The 17,863-nt window shown below is 72.1% G+C and carries 12 protein-coding genes; 9 read left to right on the top strand and 3 right to left on the bottom strand.

Annotated features, from left to right (window positions below):
- Nucleotides 1-8 precede the first annotated feature (8 nt).
- The 7 genes from AC2D9U_RS19970 to AC2D9U_RS19940 are packed head-to-tail and all read left to right on the top strand — an operon-like array spanning nucleotide 9 to nucleotide 12,086.
- The gene (locus AC2D9U_RS19970) at nucleotides 9-3,077 is read left to right on the top strand and encodes a virulence factor SrfB (RefSeq protein WP_484752163.1); all 3,069 of its coding nucleotides are present in this window, start codon (nucleotides 9-11) and stop codon (nucleotides 3,075-3,077) included.
- A 1-nt stretch (nucleotide 3,078) separates the two neighbouring features.
- Complete coding sequence (locus AC2D9U_RS19965; RefSeq protein ID WP_484752161.1) at nucleotides 3,079-5,685, top strand: virulence factor SrfC family protein; 2,607 nt, start codon at nucleotides 3,079-3,081, stop codon at nucleotides 5,683-5,685.
- Complete coding sequence (locus AC2D9U_RS19960; protein WP_484752159.1) at nucleotides 5,685-6,755, top strand: hypothetical protein; 1,071 nt, start codon at nucleotides 5,685-5,687, stop codon at nucleotides 6,753-6,755. Before AC2D9U_RS19965 ends, AC2D9U_RS19960 begins: the two co-directional genes overlap by 1 nt.
- 27 nt (nucleotides 6,756-6,782) lie before the next feature.
- The gene (locus tag AC2D9U_RS19955) at nucleotides 6,783-8,687 is read left to right on the top strand and encodes a vWA domain-containing protein (protein WP_484752157.1); all 1,905 of its coding nucleotides are present in this window, start codon (nucleotides 6,783-6,785) and stop codon (nucleotides 8,685-8,687) included.
- The gene (locus AC2D9U_RS19950; protein ID WP_484752155.1) at nucleotides 8,684-9,394 is read left to right on the top strand and encodes an ABC transporter ATP-binding protein; all 711 of its coding nucleotides are present in this window, start codon (nucleotides 8,684-8,686) and stop codon (nucleotides 9,392-9,394) included. Before AC2D9U_RS19955 ends, AC2D9U_RS19950 begins: the two co-directional genes overlap by 4 nt.
- Nucleotides 9,395-9,396: 2 nt before the next feature.
- A complete protein-coding gene (locus AC2D9U_RS19945) occupies nucleotides 9,397-10,575 on the top strand; it encodes an FtsX-like permease family protein (RefSeq protein WP_484752153.1) in 1,179 nt (392 codons plus the stop codon).
- Entirely contained in the window at nucleotides 10,575-12,086 is a 1,512-nt protein-coding gene (locus AC2D9U_RS19940; protein ID WP_484752152.1) for an SUMF1/EgtB/PvdO family nonheme iron enzyme, read from the top strand. Before AC2D9U_RS19945 ends, AC2D9U_RS19940 begins: the two co-directional genes overlap by 1 nt.
- Before the next feature lie 6 nt (nucleotides 12,087-12,092).
- On the opposite strand, the gene AC2D9U_RS19935 is transcribed toward AC2D9U_RS19940, so the two are convergent.
- From AC2D9U_RS19935 to otnI, 3 genes are all read right to left on the bottom strand, one after another.
- Nucleotides 12,093-12,965: a helix-turn-helix domain-containing protein gene (locus AC2D9U_RS19935; protein ID WP_484752150.1), complete on the bottom strand. Its 873-nt coding sequence runs from the start codon at nucleotides 12,963-12,965 to the stop codon at nucleotides 12,093-12,095.
- A gap of 254 nt (nucleotides 12,966-13,219) precedes the next feature.
- Entirely contained in the window at nucleotides 13,220-14,107 is an 888-nt protein-coding gene (locus AC2D9U_RS19930) for a 2-hydroxy-3-oxopropionate reductase (RefSeq protein ID WP_484752148.1), read from the bottom strand.
- Nucleotides 14,108-14,137: 30 nt separating this feature from the next.
- The gene (gene otnI / locus AC2D9U_RS19925) at nucleotides 14,138-14,917 is read right to left on the bottom strand and encodes a 2-oxo-tetronate isomerase (protein ID WP_484752146.1); all 780 of its coding nucleotides are present in this window, start codon (nucleotides 14,915-14,917) and stop codon (nucleotides 14,138-14,140) included.
- A 117-nt stretch (nucleotides 14,918-15,034) separates the two neighbouring features.
- On the opposite strand from otnI, the gene AC2D9U_RS19920 reads away from it, so the two are divergent.
- Complete coding sequence (locus tag AC2D9U_RS19920) at nucleotides 15,035-16,108, top strand: AI-2E family transporter (RefSeq protein WP_484752144.1); 1,074 nt, start codon at nucleotides 15,035-15,037, stop codon at nucleotides 16,106-16,108.
- Nucleotides 16,109-16,204: 96 nt separating this feature from the next.
- Nucleotides 16,205-17,809: an ABC transporter substrate-binding protein gene (locus AC2D9U_RS19915; RefSeq protein WP_484752142.1), complete on the top strand. Its 1,605-nt coding sequence runs from the start codon at nucleotides 16,205-16,207 to the stop codon at nucleotides 17,807-17,809.
- Nucleotides 17,810-17,863: the final 54 nt, after the last annotated feature.

Raw genomic sequence — 17,863 nt, 5'->3', positions numbered from 1 at the left:
GGACCCGCATGATCCTCAGCGCCAATGATTTGCCGGCGATGTCCGACGCCGCCGGCGCGACCGATGTGGCGCTGGTGCCCAATACGGGCATCCAGTTCATCGACGTGCCGCTCGACCTGCGCCCGGTGCGCATCGGCATCGAATGGTATGAGGAACCGGCCGGCGCGGCCGACCAGGCGGTGCTGCGTCGGCTGAGCGTGAACGAGGCCGATGGCCGGCTCTACTACGACCACCAGGGCAGCCGCCGCTATGTCCGCCAGGATGACGAGCGCTGCTACGGCTTCGACACCAAGGCGGCCCTGACCCCCTTCCTCGGCAAATGGGTGCCGCTGCCCTATCTCGAGGTCGGGCAGGCCGGCGAGCCCGGGCGGCGGCGGCTGGAAAAGGGGCCGGAGAACTGGGCGCGCATCCGCCTCGTGGAACTCGCCCAGCCCGATACGGGCGGGCAGACGCATCGCGCCGTGCTGGCCTTCGACACCGCGACCGAACCGGCCGGCGGGGGCTACCTCGCGCTGCGCGAGGGCCGCTCGGCGGATTTCGTGCTCGCTTCCACCATCGAGGAAGTCTCCTGGCTGCTGGATACGGCGCGCGAGCCCGCCTGGCTGCCCGGCTGGATCGAGGAATTGTATCGGGAGCGCGACCGCGACGGGCAGAAGATCGGCCCCGAGACGCGCATCGGGCGGCAGCATCTGGCCGCCTATCTCACCTTCCTCGAGGTGCTGCAGGCCAGCCGCGCCTTCGCCCGGGTGCGCGTGCTGCCGCTGGAGAGCGCGGAGGAACAGCGCTTCGTCGATGTCGATCTCGTGCTCGACCTCGGCAATTCCCGCTCCTGCGGCTTCCTGATCGAGCAGATCCCCGGCCAGCACCGCAAGGTCACCAACGCCTACCGGCTGCAATTGCGCGACCTCGGCATGCCCGAGCAGGTCTGGGACCTGCCCTTCGAGAGCCGCGTGGAATTCGCCCGGCCCAGCTTCGGCAAGGAACGCTGGTCGGAGGAAAGCAACCGCCCCGCCGCCTTCGACTGGCCCTCGCCCGTCCGCATCGGGCCCGAGGCGTCCCGCCTGTCGAGCCTCAACCGCGGCAATGAGGGGCAGACGGGGCTCTCCAGCCCCAAGCGCTATCTCTGGGACGACCGCAAGCGGCTGAGCCCCTGGCGCTTCAACCTCGCCACCGACCCCGATGGCCTCGTGATCGGCGATTTCCTGCGCCATCTCAGCGAGGATGGCAGCGTGATCTCCGCCAGCGGGCAGGGGGAGGAGGTGATGAGCGCGCTGTTCAGCCGCGCCAGCCTCTTCACCTTCTTCCTGCTCGAAGTGCTGCTGCAGGCGCGCAGCCAGATGAACAGTTTTGCCGCGCGCGAGGGGCGCGAGGAGAAGCTGGTGCCGCGGCGCCTCGCGAACCTCGTTCTCACCCTGCCGCCGGCCATGCCGCCGGAAGAGGTGCGCGCCGTGCGTGCGCGCGCCGAGGCCGCCATCCACCTGCTGCGCGATGTCACCAACGGCATGGGCGCGCGCCCGCGCAGCCTCGCCGAAGCCGCCGAGGCGCAGCGCGAGAAGCGCATGGATATCGGCATCGAGGCGAAGCTGGACGAAGCCACCGCGACGCAGATCGTCTATCTCTACGACCAGATCGCGCAGGTCTATCGCGGCGATGCGCCGCTCTATTTCGCCGTGGCCGGCAAGCCGCGCGCGCGCGGCGCGGACCCGGTGCCCAAGCCCTCGCTGCGGATCGCCTCCATCGATGTCGGCGGCGGCACCACGGATCTCGCGATCCACACCTATGGGCTCGACCACAATGTGGTGGTGCCGAGCGAGGAGTTCCGCGAGGGCTTCCGCCTCGCCGGCGACGACGTGCTCGAGAATGTGGTGATGCGCCATGTCATGCCGGGCCTGGCGCGCGCGCTGGCCGAGGCCGGGCTGGGGGCGGAGCGCGCGCGCGCCTTCGTCATCGGCACCTTCCGCGGCCCCCTGCCGACCGAGCCGGAGCGCCAGGCGCGGCGGCTGGTGCTGAACCATGTGATGGCCCCGGCGGCGATCGCGCTGATGGCGGAATACGAGGCCTGGGACACGCTCTCGCCGCCCGGCATCACGCGGCGCGCGCTGCGCGACCTGCTCGCGCCGCGCCATGGCGGGCTGACCGCGCGATACCCCCGCGAGCCGGGCGCGCGCGCGACGCGCGAGACGGCGGCGAGCCGCGCGAGTGCCTGGATCGAGGAACGCGCGCGCATCGCCGGCGCGCGCGACTTCAAGCTGGAGGCCATGGAGCTCGACATCGAGCCCGCCGCGATCCACGAGACGGTGCGCCAGACCCTGCGGGAGGCGCTGGATCCGCTCTGCGAGATCGTGCAGCGCTTCGGCTGCGACGTGGTGCTGCTCTCGGGCCGCGGCTCGCGCTGGCCGGCGGTGGTGGAGCTGGTGGTGGGCTCGATGGCGGTGGCCCCGCACCGCGTGCAGCCGATGCACCTGCACCGCGTGGGCGCGTGGTACCCCTTCCCGGATGCGACGGGGCGGATCTCGGACCCCAAGACCACGGTCGCGGTCGGCGCGATGCTGCAGCGCCTGCTGCGCGGCGGGCAGCTCGACAACCTCGCGATGCGGGAGAAGTTCGGCACGCGCTCCACCGCGCGCTACATCGGCAAGGTCGAGAGCAATGGGCGCATCCGGCCGGATGAGGTCTATTTCGGCAAGGTCGACCTCGATACCGATGATGACGGTGGTGAGGAACGCGCCGTGACCTTCCCGGGCAATTGCTTCATCGGCTTCCGGCAATTCGCCGCCGAGCGCTGGCCCGCGACACGGCTCTATCGCCTCGCCTTCGGGCAGGGCGTGGCGACCCAGGGCATCGCCATGCCCGTCACGGTGAAGCTGCGGCGCGAACAGAGCTCGGGCGCGGATGTGCCGCTGAAGTTCAAGATCGTCGAGGGCTCGGTCACGGACCGCGAGGGCAAACCGCTGCGCCGCGGCACCATCGTGCTGAGCCTGCAGACAACGCCGGGCGATGAGGGCAATCACTGGCTCGATTCCGGGCAGCTCGACACGCTCGACGCCATGCTCGCCGCCGCGACGCGGGTGCATTGAGATGACCGACAGCCAGACCCAATCCCTGATCGCGCGCTGCGAGGAAACCGGGCGCGCCGCCCAGGCCGCGCTTGCCTGGATGCGCGACTTCCCGACGCGCAGCGCGCAGAGCCGGCCCGCGCTGGAGCGCGAATTCCGCCTGGCCGCCGTGCAGGCGCGCAAGCTGCGCGCGGCGGCGGAACGGCCGATGGCGGTGGGTGTCTATGGCCTCTCCCAGGCCGGCAAATCCTACCTGATCTCGACGCTGGCGCGCCCGGAGGGCCGCCCGCTCACCGCCGAGCTGGACACGCCGCGCCCCTTCCTGGCCGAGATCAATCCCGAGAGCGACAAGGAAGCCACGGGCCTCGTCACGCGCTTCACCATGCGCCGTGAGGCGGCGCCGGCCGGCTTCCCGGCGCGCATCCGGCTGCTGACCGAGATCGATCTGGTGAAGATCCTGGCCAATTCCTGGTTCCGCGATGCGCGCGACCCGGAACTCGCCGGGCATGTCGCGCCCGAGGCCGTGACGGCGGCGCTCGAATCCCTCCAGGCCAAGGCCGGCGGGGCGGAACTCGGGGAGGTCGCGCAGGAGGATCTGTGGGACCTGCAGACCTATTGCGAGCGGGAGTTCCGCGCCACGGACGCCATGCGCATGGCCTTCAAGGGCGTGTTCTGGGACCGCGCCGCGCTGCTGGCGCCGCGCCTGCCGCTGGAGAGCCGCTGCGAGCTCTACGCCCTGCTCTGGAACCGCTTCGCGCCCTTCACCGAGCTGCTGAAGCGCCTGTGCGGGCGGCTGCGCGAATTGCGCTTCGAGCGCGATGCCTGGATGCCCATCGCGGCCCTGGTGCCCAAGACCGAGAGCGTGCTGCGCGTGGACACGCTCGGCCATCTGCACGACCCCGCGGCGCCGATGATCGAGGTGCTGTCGCAGAACGGCGCGCGCACGCGCATGACGCGGCCCGAACTGACCGCGCTGATCGCCGAACTGCAGATCACCATGTCCGAGCTGCCCTGGCCGGTCTTCGAGACCACCGACCTGCTCGACTTCCCCGGCGCGCGCGAACGCCGCGGGCGCAACCATGCGGAGGAGATCGGCAACGACCCCGCGCAGGTCGGCGAATACTATCTGCGCGGCAAGGTCGCCTATCTGTTCGACCGCTACGCCGACGAACGCGAACTGAATGCGCTGCTGCTCTGCATCAAGGAGAGCAACAACGCCTATGACAGCACGATCCGTGCTTCCATCCGCGGCTGGATCGCGCGCACCCATGGCGAGACGCCGGAGGATCGCGCGCGCGTGGCGACCTCGCTGTTCATCATCCTCACGCGCATGGACATGCACTTCAACCGCACGCCCGGGCGCGACGACAACGCGCCCTCGGACGATCTGTGGAATGCGCGCATCACGGCTTCCATCGTGCAGCCGCTGTCGGAGGCCCAGGGCTGGCTGGGTGCCTGGCACCCCGACAAGCCCTTCGACAACACGCTGCTCGCGCGCAATCCGGAGAAGTCGCAATCGCTGTCGGTGCTCGCCCCCGATGGGACCGAGGCGAGCTACGCGCCCGGCGTGCCGGAAAAGCTCGCGCGCTGGGGCGCGGAATTCGCCGCCCACCCCGATGTGCGGCGCCATGTCGCGGATCCGGTGCGGGCGTGGAAGGAAGTCTTCCGCCTGAACGATGCGGGGATGAGCTACCTGGTCGAATGTCTCGGCCCGGTCTGCCAGCCCGAGAACAAGCGCCGGCAGGTGGCGAACCAGATCGACGCGCTGCGCGCCGCACTCCGCCGGCAAATGCAGAACTGGCACGTCAGCGACGACCTCGACGCGCAGGAGCAGCAGCGCCTCGCCAAGCTCGACCCGGCGATCGAGGCGCTGGCCCAGGCGGTGGTGGAGGGGCGCTTCGGCACGCTGCTCTCCCTGCTGCAACTCGAGGCCAGCGAGGCGGCGGAGGTGATTCTGAGCCCGCCGCCGCCGCACCGCGCCGCCAGCCGCGCGGCCGAAGATTCCGGCCCGCCGCGCAGCAAGCTCGAGGAATTGCGCCGCGCCGCGCTGCGCCCCGCCCAGGCCGCGGCCGCGCCCCCACCCGGCGAGCGCACGCAGGAAATCGCCACCGCCCTGGTCGGCGCCTGGATCGCGCAGCTGCGCCGCTTCGCGGTTGACCCGGTGGCGCGCGGCGCCTTCGGACTGGAGGCCGCGGCAGCGGATGCGCTGGTGGCGGAACTCGCCGCCACGGCGGATCGCTGCGGCCTGGCCGCGCGCATCGCCCGCCGCCTGGGCCAGGTGCAGGGCACGCTGAGCTTCGTGCAGGCCGCCGCCGGGCGCGCCGCCGCGGGCGCGCAGGAGGTGAACGACCTCGTCGCCTATCTGGGGCTGATGGAGGAGGGCCAGCTCATCGCCGGCCGCCCGGCCCCGGCCGAGGGCGAGGCCGAGGTCTTCACCCCGCCGCCCCCGCCCGGGCCGGAGCTGGAAGTGCTGGACCTGCCCGATCCCGGCGGCCAGCGCTTCGGGCTCGACTGGATCGTGGCGCTGCAGGATGCGGTCGGGCGCAACGTGCGGGCGCGCGGCGGTGCGGGGCTGGTGGACAAGCAGGACAATGCCGCGGTCGGCGCCGTGCTCAGGCTGCTCGCCTGATGCGGATGCGGATCGAGCCCCTGCCGGGGCGGGAGGATGAGATCACCTGCGCGCTGGTCTTCGCGCCGGTGACGCAGACCCCGGCGGCGCCCGTGCTGCTGATCCAGCGGCCCGACGCGCAGGATGGCGTGCTGGGCCGGCGCGGCTGGGCCGTGGCCTCGAACGGCTTGCGCCCGCGCCTGGTGGAGCGGCGCGGCGATGAGCTCTGGGCGATGTTCGGCTCCGAACTCTCCTGGCATGTGCAGCGCGGCACGCCGATCGCGGTGCGCGAGCGCGATGGCGAATTGGCGGGCCGCGCCATCTGGCCGGCCATCGCGCGCGGCCGCCAGCCCCCCATGCCGATCGGCGAGGAGGAAGAGGCGCCGCCGCAGCCCAGCCGCCCCGCACCCGTGCCGCCGCCCGTCGCCGCGCCGCCGGTCGCGCCCCCGCCCGTTGCCCCGCCCGTCGCGCCGCCGCTCACCCAGCCCGTGCCGCCGGAGACGCCGCTGGTCACGCGCGACCCTGGCCCCAGGACGCCCTGGCTCTGGATGGTCCTGCCGCTGCTGCTGCTGGCCGGGGGTGGTGGCTATTGGTGGATGACGCGGGAGCAGGCGCCCGCACCGCCGCCGCCCGCCCCCGCGCCCAGCCCGGCACCGCAGGCCAGCCCCGCGCCGCCCGCCGACCCCTGCCTCGACCTCGCCACCATCCTCACCGCCTGCCCGCGGGAGCGGCTCGCGACCCTGCCGCCCGAGGTGCAGACGCGCCTCGCGGAGGGGCTGCTCGGCATGGAGGGCCGCCCGGCGCTCGGGCTCGGGCTCTCGCTGCTCATCACGGCGGCGAACCGGCATGGGCCGGCGCAGATGGCGCTGGCCCGGCTCTATGACCCGGCGCATTTCCGCCCCGGCGGCGCGGTGAGTGCCGCCAACCCGGCCCGCGCGCTCGATCTCTACCGCGACGCCGCCGCCGCCAACATCGCCGGCGCGGCCGAGGCGCGCAGCGCGCTGGTCGAGCGCCTGCGTCGCGAGGCGGCGGGCGAGGGGGAGGCCGCGGAGCGTGCGCGCACCGTTCTGCGGCAGGCCGGAATCGAGTAGCCTCGCGCGCAGCATGGGAGGGTGACGATGCGCCGCCGAGACCTGATCGCTGCCGGCCTCGCCGTGCCGGTGCTGGCGCAAGCCCAGCCGGCCCTGCGTGAGGCGCTGCTGATGGAGGGCAAGCGCACGCTGCGCCAGCGCGTGCTGACCCGCCCCGCCGCCGCGCCGCGCCCCGAGCCCGGCCGCCCGGCCCAGGGCGTGCCCCTGCCGCCGCTCAGCCCGCTTTTCGTCTATGCCCGCCGCAACGGCCCCGATGGCCGGCCCTGGATCGAGGTCGGGCGTGGTGCCCAGGGGACGACGCTGGGCTGGATCCCGGCCGCCGAGGCGCTGGACTGGCCGCACACCATGACGGCGGTGTTCCAGAATCCCGCCGGGCGCGGGCGCACCCTGTTCTTCGACAAGCGCGAGCCGCTGATCGCCCTGATGGGCGGGCGGGAGCCCCTGGCGGAGGCGCAGCGCCTCGCCACCCTCGCGGAACGCCCGCCGCTGCCGGCCGATTTCCCGGTCACGGCGCTGGAACCGGCGACGCATATCGACATCCGCCAGCAATTCTACCTGCTGCCGATCCTCAATGCCGAGCACATCGTCTTCCAGGATGGGCGGGAGTTCCGCGCTCTGGAGGTCGCCTCGCTGCCGGTCAGCCGCCCGCCGCCGCCGCCCGCGCGCGAGTTCAGCCTCGACGTCGCCTTCGTGGTCGACACCACGCTGTCCATGCAGCCCTATATCGAGCGCGTGCGCGCCGCGCTGAACGAGGTGATCGCCGCGCAATCGGCCGCGCAGCGCCGCACGCGCTATGCGCTGGTGGGCTTCCGCAACAGCCTCGAGGCGCAGCCGCGGCTGGAATATGTGGTGCGCACCTTCGCCCGCTTCGCCGACAACCTCGACCCCGCCGGCTTCGCTCGGCGCGCCGCCGAGATGGAGGCGACGGAGGTGGACAGCCTCTCCTTCAACGAGGACAGCTTCGCGGCCGTGCGCAGCACCATCCAGGATCTGGATTGGGGGGAGGGCGCGGCGCGGCTGATCGTGCTGGTCACCGATGCCGGGGCGCGGGCCTCGAATGACCGTTTCTCGGCCACGCGGCTCGGCCCTGCGGAACTCGGCGCGGTGGCGCGGGAGGCCGGGGTGGCGATCATGGCGCTGCATCTGCGCACGCCCCAGGGAAGGGCCAACCATCGCCTGGCGGAGCAGCAATACACGACCCTCACCGCCGCGCCTTTCCCGGCGCTCGGGCCGCAGTATTTCCCGGTCGAGAATGGCGACCCGGAGGCGCTGAACCAGGCCGTGCGCGGGCTGATTCGCGGCCTCGGGCGGATCGCGGAGACGCAAGGCGCCGCCCCGCCCGGCCCGGCGCCGGACCGCGCCAACCCCGAGGACCGGGCCGCGCTGATCGGCCATGCCATGCGGCTCGCCTGGCTGGGCCGGCAGGGCGCGGCGGCGGCCCCTGACGTGCTGCGCGCCTGGGCGGCCGATCGCTACCGCCAGGGCGAGCCGCCCGAGAACCTGGAAGTGCGCGTGCTGCTGACGCGCAACCAGTTGAACACGCTTGGTGAATCGCTTTCCGCCATCCTGCGGGCGGGGCGCGAGAACATGCTCGACACCAATGCGATGTATGACCGGCTGCAGCAGACCGCCGCCGCCCTGTCGCGCGACCCCGAGCGGCTGCGCCAGCGCGGGTTGGAGCAGCTGGGCGACCTGCTCGGCGAGTTCATCGACGGCCTGCCCTACCGCACCCGCATCGCCACCCTCTCGCGCGACGATTGGCGGGACATGGAGCCGGGCGAGCGGGACGAGATCCTGAACGAGATCGAATCGCGCATCCGCGCCTATGCCGATTTCAACAATTCGCCGCAGCTCTGGTGGCCGGCCAATCCGCGCGATGCGCGCGAGGCGGGCGAGCAGATGTTCCTCGTGCCCCTGGACCTGCTCCCGTGACCACCCCGCCGCTGCTGGCGCTGCGCGATGTCGTGGCCCAGCGCGGCGTGGGCGGTGAGGGCTTCCGGCTGGAGGTGCCGGAGCTGGTGCTGGAGGCGGGCGGGCGGCTTGCCCTGCTCGGCGCCTCGGGCAGCGGCAAGAGCACGCTGCTGGAGATGCTCGCCCTGGCCGCGCCGCCGCACACGGCGGGGTTGTTCCGCTTCGCGCCGGGCGGCGCGGTGCTCGACGTGTCGGCCGCCTGGGCGCAGGGCGGGCAGGGGCTCGATGCCTGGCGCGCGCGGCAGGTGGGGTATGTGGTGCAGACAGGGGCTTTGCTGCCCTTCCTCAGCATCGGTGACAATATCGCCCTGCAGGCGGAAATCGGCGGCGCATTCCTGACGAATCGGGTGAGGGAACTGGCGCAACGTCTTGGTATCGAAGCGCAGTTGGGCAAGAAGCCCGCCGCGCTCTCGGTCGGGCAGCGCCAGCGCGCGGCCATCGCGCGCGCCTTGGTCCATCGCCCGGCCCTGCTGCTGGCCGATGAACCCACCGCCTCGGTCGATCCCGCCATGGCGACCGAGGTGTTTCGCCTGTTGCTGGCCGAGGCCGAGGCGGCGGGCGCGGCGCTGGTGCTGGCCAGCCATGACCATGCGGCGGTGGCGCGGCTCGGCCTGCCGGTGCTGCGCTTCGAGACCGCGCCCGGCCAGGCGCGCGCGGTGCCGGGCTAGGCATGCGCCGGGTCATCCGCCTCGCGCTGGCCGATGCGCTGCATGACCGCGTGATGTTCGCCTGCGCCGTGCTGACGGTCGCCGCCGTGCTGCTGCCCCTGCTGCTGCTGCTGGGGCTCAAGACGGGCGTGGTGGAGCGGCTGGTGGCGGATCTGCGCGCCGACCCGGCCGCGACCGAACTGCGCCTGCGCGGCAATGTCGCCCTGCCGCCCGAGTGGTTCGCGCAGATGCGTGCCCGGCCGGATGTGGGCTTCGTCGTGCCGCGGGTGCGCACTTTCGGCGCGGCCATCCAATATGCCCGCGCGGACGACCCGATCCGGGCGCGGAGCGCGGATTTCCTCGCTTCCGGCCCCGGCGACCCGCTGCTGGGCAGCCTCTCCGCCGCCATCGTCGCGGGCCAGGTGGTGGTCAGCCAGCGCGTGGCGGAAGAGGCCGGGCTGCAGCCCGGGGCGGCGCTGATCCTCTGGCGCCCGGCCCCGCGCGGCGCGGCCCCGGCGCCGCGGGTGGAGCGGCGCGTGACCGTCGCCGCCATCGCCCCGCCCGGGGCGAGCAGCCAGCGCCACATCTTCGGCACGGCGGATCTCGCCGGGCTGCTCGAGGATGTGGCGGAACGCGAAGGCGCGCCGGATGTCGCCGGGCAGCGCAGCTTCGCCGGTTTCCGGCTCTATGCGCGCGACATCGCCGACGTCGCCGGGCTGCAGCGCCATGTCGAGGCGCAGGGCTTCGAGGTGGAGACCAATGCCGGGCGCATCGCCTGGGTCTTCACCATGGACCGCAACCTGACCGTGCTGTTCCTGGTGCTGGTCGCCTGCGCCGGGCTCGGCGTGGCGGGGGCGCTGGCGGCGACGCTGTGGGGCAATGTGCAGCGCAAGCGCCGGTCGCTGTCGCTGCTGCGGCTGATGGGGCTGCCGGCGCGGCACCTCGCCTTCTTTCCGCTGGTGCAGGCGGCGCTGGTGGCGCTGCTCGGGGCGGGGGTGGCGGGCCTGGCCGCACTCGGCGCGGCGGCGGCGGTGAACGGGGTGTTCGGCGAGGCCTATGGCATCCCGGCCCTGGCGCGCATCCTGCCCTGGCATCTGGCGGCCGCGGCGGGCGCGACGCTGGGGTTGAGCCTGCTGGCCGGGGCGGCGGCGGTGCGGCCCGTGCTGCGCATCGCGCCGGCCGCGGGGCTGCGGGGGGAATGATGCGAGGGCTCTTCATAGCGCTGCTGCTCGCAGCGCCCGCCGCCGCGCAGGAGGCGCCGCCCTGGAATCCCCGCCCCGCCGAGGGCGACCTCATCCTGCCGCTGCGCTGCGGGCAGTCGATCGTCTTCCGCCGCATCGCCACGCCCATGGCCGACAACGCCCTGGCCGATCGCCGCGCCATCCTGGGCGATGAGGAGGCCGAGACCCCCTTCTTCGAATTCGTGCGCGAGGCGCATGTCGCGGGCGGCTTCGGCGCCGGCGCCGGGGCGCATTACTGGCTCGGCAAATACGAGGTGACGATGGGCCAATACGCCGCCGTCACCGCGGGCTGTGCGGCGGTGGAGGCGCTGACGCCCGCCCAGCGCCGCCTGCCGCAGACCGGCATCTCCTGGTTCGACGCCACCCGCTTCGCCGAGGCCGCGACGCGCCTGGTCCTGGGCGACGCCACCGCCGCCGCCGCCATGCCGGCCGAGCGCAACATCCGTGGCTTCCTCCGCCTGCCCACCGAGGTGGAGTGGGAATATGCCGCGCGCGGCGGGGCGGCGGTCTCGGATGCCGAGTTCCGCGGCCGGCTGCCGCCCATGGCCGGGCCGGTCACCGCCCAGGCGCAGCTCCGGCGCACCGGGGCGCGCGCCGTGCCCGTGGCGGTGGGGCTGCTCGAGCCCGATCGGCTCGGCTTGCACGACATGCTCGGCAATGCTGAGGAGATGGTGATGGACCCCTTCCGCCTCACCCGGGGCGGCCGCGCCGGGGGGCGGACGGGCGGGCTGGTGGCGCGGGGCGGGGAGATCAACACCGCGCCCGACCGCATCCGCACCAGCCAGCGGGTGGAGCGCGCGCCTTTCCGCCAGGACGGCACGCCCACCGCCCTGCCGACACTCGGCTTCCGGGTGGCGATCGGCCTCGCCGTCGCGCCCGATGACAGCGCCATCACCCAGCTTCGGCGCGGCTGGGAGCAGGAGGCCGGGCAGGGGGGCGCTACACCCGCCGCCGATCCGCGCGTGCTGGTGCAGCAGCTTGAAGCCGCCGCGGTCGATCCCGCCGAGCGCCGCGCCCTGGCCGCGCTCCGCGTGGCGGTGGAGGCCGAGCGCGCCGCCCGCACCGAGGCCGATGAACGCGCGGCGCGCAGCGCGGTCGGCGCCGGGGCATCCCTGATCCAGGTCCTGCGCGGCCATCACCGGGTGCTGCGCGGCCAGGAACAGGTGGCTGCGCGGCTGCAGGCAGGTTCGGCCGAACGGCGGCAGGTGGAGGCGAACATCGCCACCTACACCCTGCTGCGCGACAGCGCCTTCGCCGCCCTGGCCGGGCTGGTGCAGCAGCAGATCGACCTGCCCCAGGCGCTGGTCGAGCAGCAGGCGGCGGTCTGGCGGCAGGAGACGGAAGGCAGGCCGGGCTTCGACGCGCTGCGCCGTTTTGCGGGCCTGTTCGTGGCCGAGGTGGCGGCGGCCCGTACGGGGCGCGCCGTCAGCCAGGCGGAGGCCGAGCGGAGGCTGCTCGGCGACATCCAGTAGCGCGCGCTACCCCGCGGCCTTGATGAGTTCGCGCACCCGCGCCGCCGCCGGGGCACCCTTCAGCGCGTTGCGCCAGGCGACCTCGGCGACGCGCTGATGCGCCGCCACAGCCTCATCCGCCGCCGTGATGGACCCCACGCCGAGCCCGCCATTGGGCGGCGTGTCGGCCGGGAAGGGGGAGGCGATGACATGCGCGCGGTCGCGCCCGCGCAGCAGCATGAAGCCGCCCGACGGCTCGGTGCCGGCGGCGAGGCCGATCTGCACGCCGATCGGTGCGCTCTCGATCATCGTGGCCAGCGCCTCGGCCTCGCTGCGGGCGGCGGCGATGCAGCGCAGGCGGGTGCGCTCAGGCACCTGCAGTCCGGCGGCGACGCCCTCGGCCAGGAAGCGGCGCAGCGCGGCCTCGCCCAGGATGGCGATGATGGTGGGCTTGCGCGCCTGGTAAAGCCGCTTGCGGGCGGCAAGCAGGCCAAGCGCCTGATCCGCGCTGGCCCGTGCCTGGAGCCTGTCCGACGTGCCGTCTGCGGCCTCGGTCCAGGCTTCGCCCACCGCACCATCGAAGGCATCGGTCGTGACCTGGTAGCAGAGTGCGCCGCCGACCAGCAGCAGTTGGTCGGCCTGCTCCTCGACCTGGCGCAGGCGTTCCATGAAGGCGATCGGGCGGGCGAAATATTCGACACCGATCCCCAGCAGCGACAGGGGCGAAATCTTCAACAACTCGGCGAGGCGGCGGATGGTGTCGAGCTTGATCACCTCGCCCTTCTCGTAGCGGTAGAGCGCGGCGCGGGAGACGCCGAGGCGTGCGGCGATCTCCTCGGCGCGGAGCCCGGATTCCAGGCGATAGGCCCGCAATTGTTGACCGATATCGGCGAAGCGCATGCAATCCCCCTGTGGTCGCTGGAATCAGCCACAGCCATGATGAGGGAGACTCAATCTCATGCCATGGCCGTCGGTGTCAAATTCCGTGACAACTTCATGGGCTGCAACAGGTGAGTCGCGCATTCACGGGTGCGTGATCGAGCGCGTCTGCGTGCAGGGCGCGAGACGTGAGTGCAATATTCAACTTAATGGCGATTGAGCGCCAGCGTTGCAGGGCGGACGGGCCGGCCGGCCCGCCCGCTTCGGCCCGTGACTCAGGCGTCCGGCATCACCTTGTGGGCGGCCATCGCCTCCAGCGCCTTCACCATGCCCGAATGGTCCCAGGCCTTGCCGCCCAGCGCCGCGCAGGCGGCGAAGAGCTGCGCGGTGGAGGCGGTGTTGGGCAGCGCCACGCCCAGCTCGCGCCCGGCGGCCAGCGCCAGCGCGAGGTCCTTCTGGTGCAGTTCGATCCGGAAACCCGGCGCGAAGGTGCGCTTGATCATCCGCTCGCCATGCAACTCCAGGATGCGCGAGGTGGCGAGGCCACCCATCAGCGCCTGGCGCACCTTGGCCGGGTCGGCGCCGGCCTTGGAGGCGAAGACCAGCGCCTCGCCCACCGCCTCGATGGTCAGGGCCACGATGATCTGGTTGGCGACCTTGGTGGTCTGTCCCGCGCCGCTCGGGCCGACCAGGGTGATGTTCTTGCCCATCGCCTGGAACAGCGGCAGGGCGCGGTCGAAGGCCGCCTGCTCGCCGCCCACCATGATGGTGAGCGCGGCGTTCTTGGCCCCCACCTCGCCGCCCGAGACCGGGGCGTCGAGATAGTCGCAGCCGAGCGCGGCGATCCTGGCCGCGAAGGCCTTGGTGGCGGTCGGGCTGATCGAGGACATGTCGATCACCAGCTTGCCGGCCGAAAGCCCGGCGGCGACGCCGGCCTCGCCGAACAGCACGGCCTCCACATCGGGGGTGTCGGGGACCATGGTGATGATCACCTCGGCCGCCGCGGCCACCGCCTGGGCATTGGGCAGCACGGTGAAGGCCGCGCGATCCTCGGCGGTGAGCGAGCGCCGCTCGACGACGCTGACCTCATGCCCTGCGGCCTTGAGATGGCCGGCCATGGGGCGACCCATGATGCCCAGGCCGATAAAACCGATCTTCGCCATGGTGTTATCCTTGTTTGGTGAAGTTGAATCTCACGCCCTGTAAGGCGCGAACCAGCCCAGGCCCGCCACCGTCTCGCCGGCCGGGCGATACTCGCAGCCGATCCAGCCCCGGAAGCCGAGCGCGTCGATCTTGCCGAAGACGAAGGGCCAGTTGACCTCGCCGGTGCCCGGCTCGTTGCGGCCAGGATTGTCGGCGACCTGCATGTGGGCGATCAGCGGCAGGTGCTTCTCCACCGTCTTCACCAGATCCCCCTCCGTGATCTGGCAGTGGTAGAGGTCGAACTGCATGCCCACCGCCTCCGGCCCCACGGCCGCGATGATCGCCGCCGCCTGGTCGGTGGTGTTGAGGAAGAAGCCCGGAATGTCGCGGTGGTTGATCGGCTCGATCACGCACTTCACCCCGGCGAGGGCGGCCTGCTCGGCGGCCCAGGCGAGGTTGGTGGCGAGCACGGCGGTCATCGTGTCATGCGCCACGCCGGCCGGCGCCAGGCCGGACATCACATGGATGCGCGGGCAGGACAGCGCGGCGGCATAGTCCAGCGCCTTCTTGAACCCTTCCCGGAACTCGGCCTGGCGGCCGGGCAGGGCGGCCTGGCCGCGCTCGCCCTTCGCCCAATCGCCGGGCGGGGCGTTGAAGAGCACCTGCTGAAGCCCCGCGCCCTTCAGACGGGCCGCGATCTCGGCAGCCGGGAAATCATAGGGAAAGAGAAACTCCACCGCCGTGAAGCCGGCCTTGGCGGCGGCCTCGAAGCGGTCGAGGAAGGGCAACTCGGTGAACATCATCGAGATGTTGGCGGCGAAACGGGGCATGGCGGGTCTCCTCTCCCGGCCCGCATGTGCCTTGCGCGGCCCGGCCCCGCAAGCCCGTAACAGATGCGCGGGCCCGCCGCTTCGGCTATGGCTCGCACTCCCTCTCCTGGTGAGCACATGCAGCATGACACGCTGAGCCCCGCGCGGGTGATCGGGCTGATCGCCGCGGGCATCCTGGCCATCGGCTGTTTCCTGGTGCTGCGGCCCTTCGTTTCGGCCCTGCTCTGGGCGCTGATCCTGGCCTACACCACCTGGCCGGCCTTCCGCCTGCTGCGTGAGCGCACGGGGCTGTCGCCGGGCTGGGCGGCGCTGGTCATGGTGCTGGCGGAGTTCCTCCTGCTCGGCCTGCCCATCGCGCTCGCCACCCCGACCTCGCGCGAGGAGATCGAGGCGCTGCGCGCGGGGGTGGAGGCGATGCTGCTGGGCGGCCTGCCGGACCTCGCCGCGTGGCTGGCCTCCCTGCCCGTGGTCGGCCCCTGGATCGGCGGCTGGATCGCGGGGCTGGACACGACCTTGCAAGGGTTGTTCGGGGCGGCCCGGCCCTACGCCGGCACCATCGCGCAGAACGCGCTCTCCCTGCTGCTGGCCGTGCTCTCGGGGCTGGCGGAACTGCTGCTGGCGATCTGCCTCGCCTTCTTCTTCTACCGCGACGGACCCGCCATGGCCGACCAGGCGGCGCGGGTGATGGAGAAACTCACCGGGGAGCGCACGCAGCGCCTGCTGCAACTCACCGGCAATGTGACGCGCGGCGTGGTCTATGGGCTGCTCGGCACGGCGGTGGTGCAGGGGCTGATGACGACCTTCGGCTTCTGGATCGCGGGCGTGCCGCAGCCGGTGCTGCTGGGGGTGGTGGCCGGGGTTCTCTCGATCCTGCCCATCGGCGCGCCGCTGGTCTGGATCCCGGCGACAATCTGGCTTTTCGTGCAGGGCCAGACCGGCTGGGGGATCTTCATGCTGGTCTATGGCGCGGCCGGCATTTCCAGCGTCGACAACGTCATCCGCCCCTGGCTGATCAGCCGGGGGGCGGATCTGCCGCTGCTGCTGACGCTGCTGGGGGCGATCGGCGGCGTGCTGGCCTTCGGCTTCCTGGGGCTCTTCCTGGGGCCGGTTCTGCTCGCCGTGGGGTATACGCTGCTGCGCGATTGGGCAGAGGCCGGGGTGGGGCGGGGCTCGCGCGAAGGCGAGGGCTGACATCGGGCTTTCGCGCCCTGCCCGGGCACGTTAAGGACAGGTATGCTTCACAAGGGCGGGCGCCACGACCTGCCGCGAGGACGGGGGAGTATCGGGATGCTGCGTAGGATGTTGATGGCGGCGGCGGCCGCGATCGTCGGGCTTGGCGTGGCCGGGGTGCCGGACGCCCAGGCGCAGAACCGCACCATCCGCTGGTCGGCCAGCGGCGATGCCAACACGCTGGACCCGCACAGCCAGAACATCGGCACGGTCGCGATGATCCTGCAGCAGATGTACGACACGCTGATCACGCGCAACGCCGACCTGTCCATCCGCCCGGGCCTGGCCACAACCTGGACCGCGGTGGAGCCCACGCGCTGGCGCTTCACGCTGCGTCAGGGCGTGAGGTTCCATGAGGGCGAGGCCTTCACCGCCGATGACGTGGTGTTCAGCATCGAGCGCGCGCTGATGCCGACCTCCAACTACGGCATCTTCGTGGACACGGTCGATCGCGTGGTGAAGGTGGATGACTTCACGGTCGACATCATCCTGAAGATCCCCGACCCGATCCTGCCGAACAAGCTCGCCTCCATCTACATCATGTCGCGCAGCTGGGCCGAGAAGCACAACGCGCCGCGCCCGCAGAACACGCGTGCGCGCGAAGAAATGTACACGGTGCGCAACGCCAACGGCACCGGCGCCTTCCGCCTGGTCTCGCGCGAAGGCGATGTGCGCACCGTGATGCGCCGCAACGACGATTGGTTCGGCTGGCGCGAGCCCGACAACACCCAGGCGAATGTCCAGGAACTGGTGTTCCGCCCCATCGCCTCGGACGCCACGCGCATCGCGGCGCTGCTCTCGGGCGAGGTCGATTTCGTGCTCGACCCGCCGCTGCAGGACCTGAACCGCCTGCGGGCCGCGCAGAACATCCGCGTGGTCGAGGGGCCGGAGATCCGCACCATCTTCATCGCGATGGACACCTATCGCGACGAACTGCTCTACAGCGACGTGCGCGGGCGCAACCCGATGAAGGATCTGCGGGTGCGCCAGGCGCTCTACCACGCGATCGACATCCAGGCGATCCATCGCACCACGATGCGCGGCTATTCGGTGCCCACGGGCACCTTCTTCCCGCCGCAGGTTAATGGCTACACGGCGGCCGAGGATGTGCGCCTGCCCTATGACCCGGCCCGCGCCCGCGCCCTGCTGGCGGAGGCCGGCTACCCGGGCGGCTTCGGCATCACGCTCGACTGCCCGAACAACCGCTACATCAATGACGAGCAGATCTGCCAGGCGATCGCGGCGATGTGGGCGCGTGTGGGCGTGCGCACGGCGGTGCGCGCCCAGCCGCTCGCGCCCTTCTTCGCGCAGATCCAGCGCGACGATGTCAGCGTCTATCTGCTGGGCTGGGGCGTGCCGGCGCTGGACGCGCTCTATTCCTTCCAGTCGCTGGTCGCGACCCGCAACGGCGCGCAGGGCGATGGCATCTGGAACTACGGGCGCTACTCCAACCCGCGCATGGATGCGCTGATCACGCGCATGAAGACCGAGACGGGGCCCTCGCGCACCGCCGCGATCCATGAGGCGCTGCGCATCTACCGTGAGGACGTGCCGCACATCCCGCTGCACCACCAGATGATCCCCTGGGCGATGCGCAGCAACGTCAACGTGCCGCATGCGGCCAACAACCAGCCCTATTTCCGCTTCGCCCGCATCGACTGAACCATCCCGGGGGCGGCCTTCATGGGCCGCCCCACCTCCATAGGGTGAAGGAAA

The sequence above is a fragment of the Roseomonas sp. TF40 genome (genome assembly GCF_057219975.1).
The sequence above is the reverse complement of the archived record's forward strand: the minus strand, read 5'-3'. Positions and strand labels throughout refer to the sequence as shown.

Bases quoted from the DNA above. Each gene is read 5' to 3' on its own strand.
- AC2D9U_RS19970 (WP_484752163.1), top strand. From the start codon at position 9: ATGATCCTCAGCGCCAATGATTTGCCGGCGATGTCCGACGCCGCCGGC.
- AC2D9U_RS19965 (WP_484752161.1), top strand. From the start codon at position 3,079: ATGACCGACAGCCAGACCCAATCCCTGATCGCGCGCTGCGAGGAAACC.
- AC2D9U_RS19960 (WP_484752159.1), top strand. From the start codon at position 5,685: ATGCGGATGCGGATCGAGCCCCTGCCGGGGCGGGAGGATGAGATCACC.
- AC2D9U_RS19955 (WP_484752157.1), top strand. From the start codon at position 6,783: ATGCGCCGCCGAGACCTGATCGCTGCCGGCCTCGCCGTGCCGGTGCTG.
- AC2D9U_RS19945 (WP_484752153.1), top strand. From the start codon at position 9,397: ATGCGCCGGGTCATCCGCCTCGCGCTGGCCGATGCGCTGCATGACCGC.
- AC2D9U_RS19940 (WP_484752152.1), top strand. From the start codon at position 10,575: ATGCGAGGGCTCTTCATAGCGCTGCTGCTCGCAGCGCCCGCCGCCGCG.
- AC2D9U_RS19935 (WP_484752150.1), bottom strand. From the start codon at position 12,965: ATGCGCTTCGCCGATATCGGTCAACAATTGCGGGCCTATCGCCTGGAA.
- AC2D9U_RS19930 (WP_484752148.1), bottom strand. From the start codon at position 14,107: ATGGCGAAGATCGGTTTTATCGGCCTGGGCATCATGGGTCGCCCCATG.
- otnI (WP_484752146.1), bottom strand. From the start codon at position 14,917: ATGCCCCGTTTCGCCGCCAACATCTCGATGATGTTCACCGAGTTGCCC.
- AC2D9U_RS19920 (WP_484752144.1), top strand. From the start codon at position 15,035: ATGCAGCATGACACGCTGAGCCCCGCGCGGGTGATCGGGCTGATCGCC.
- AC2D9U_RS19915 (WP_484752142.1), top strand. From the start codon at position 16,205: ATGCTGCGTAGGATGTTGATGGCGGCGGCGGCCGCGATCGTCGGGCTT.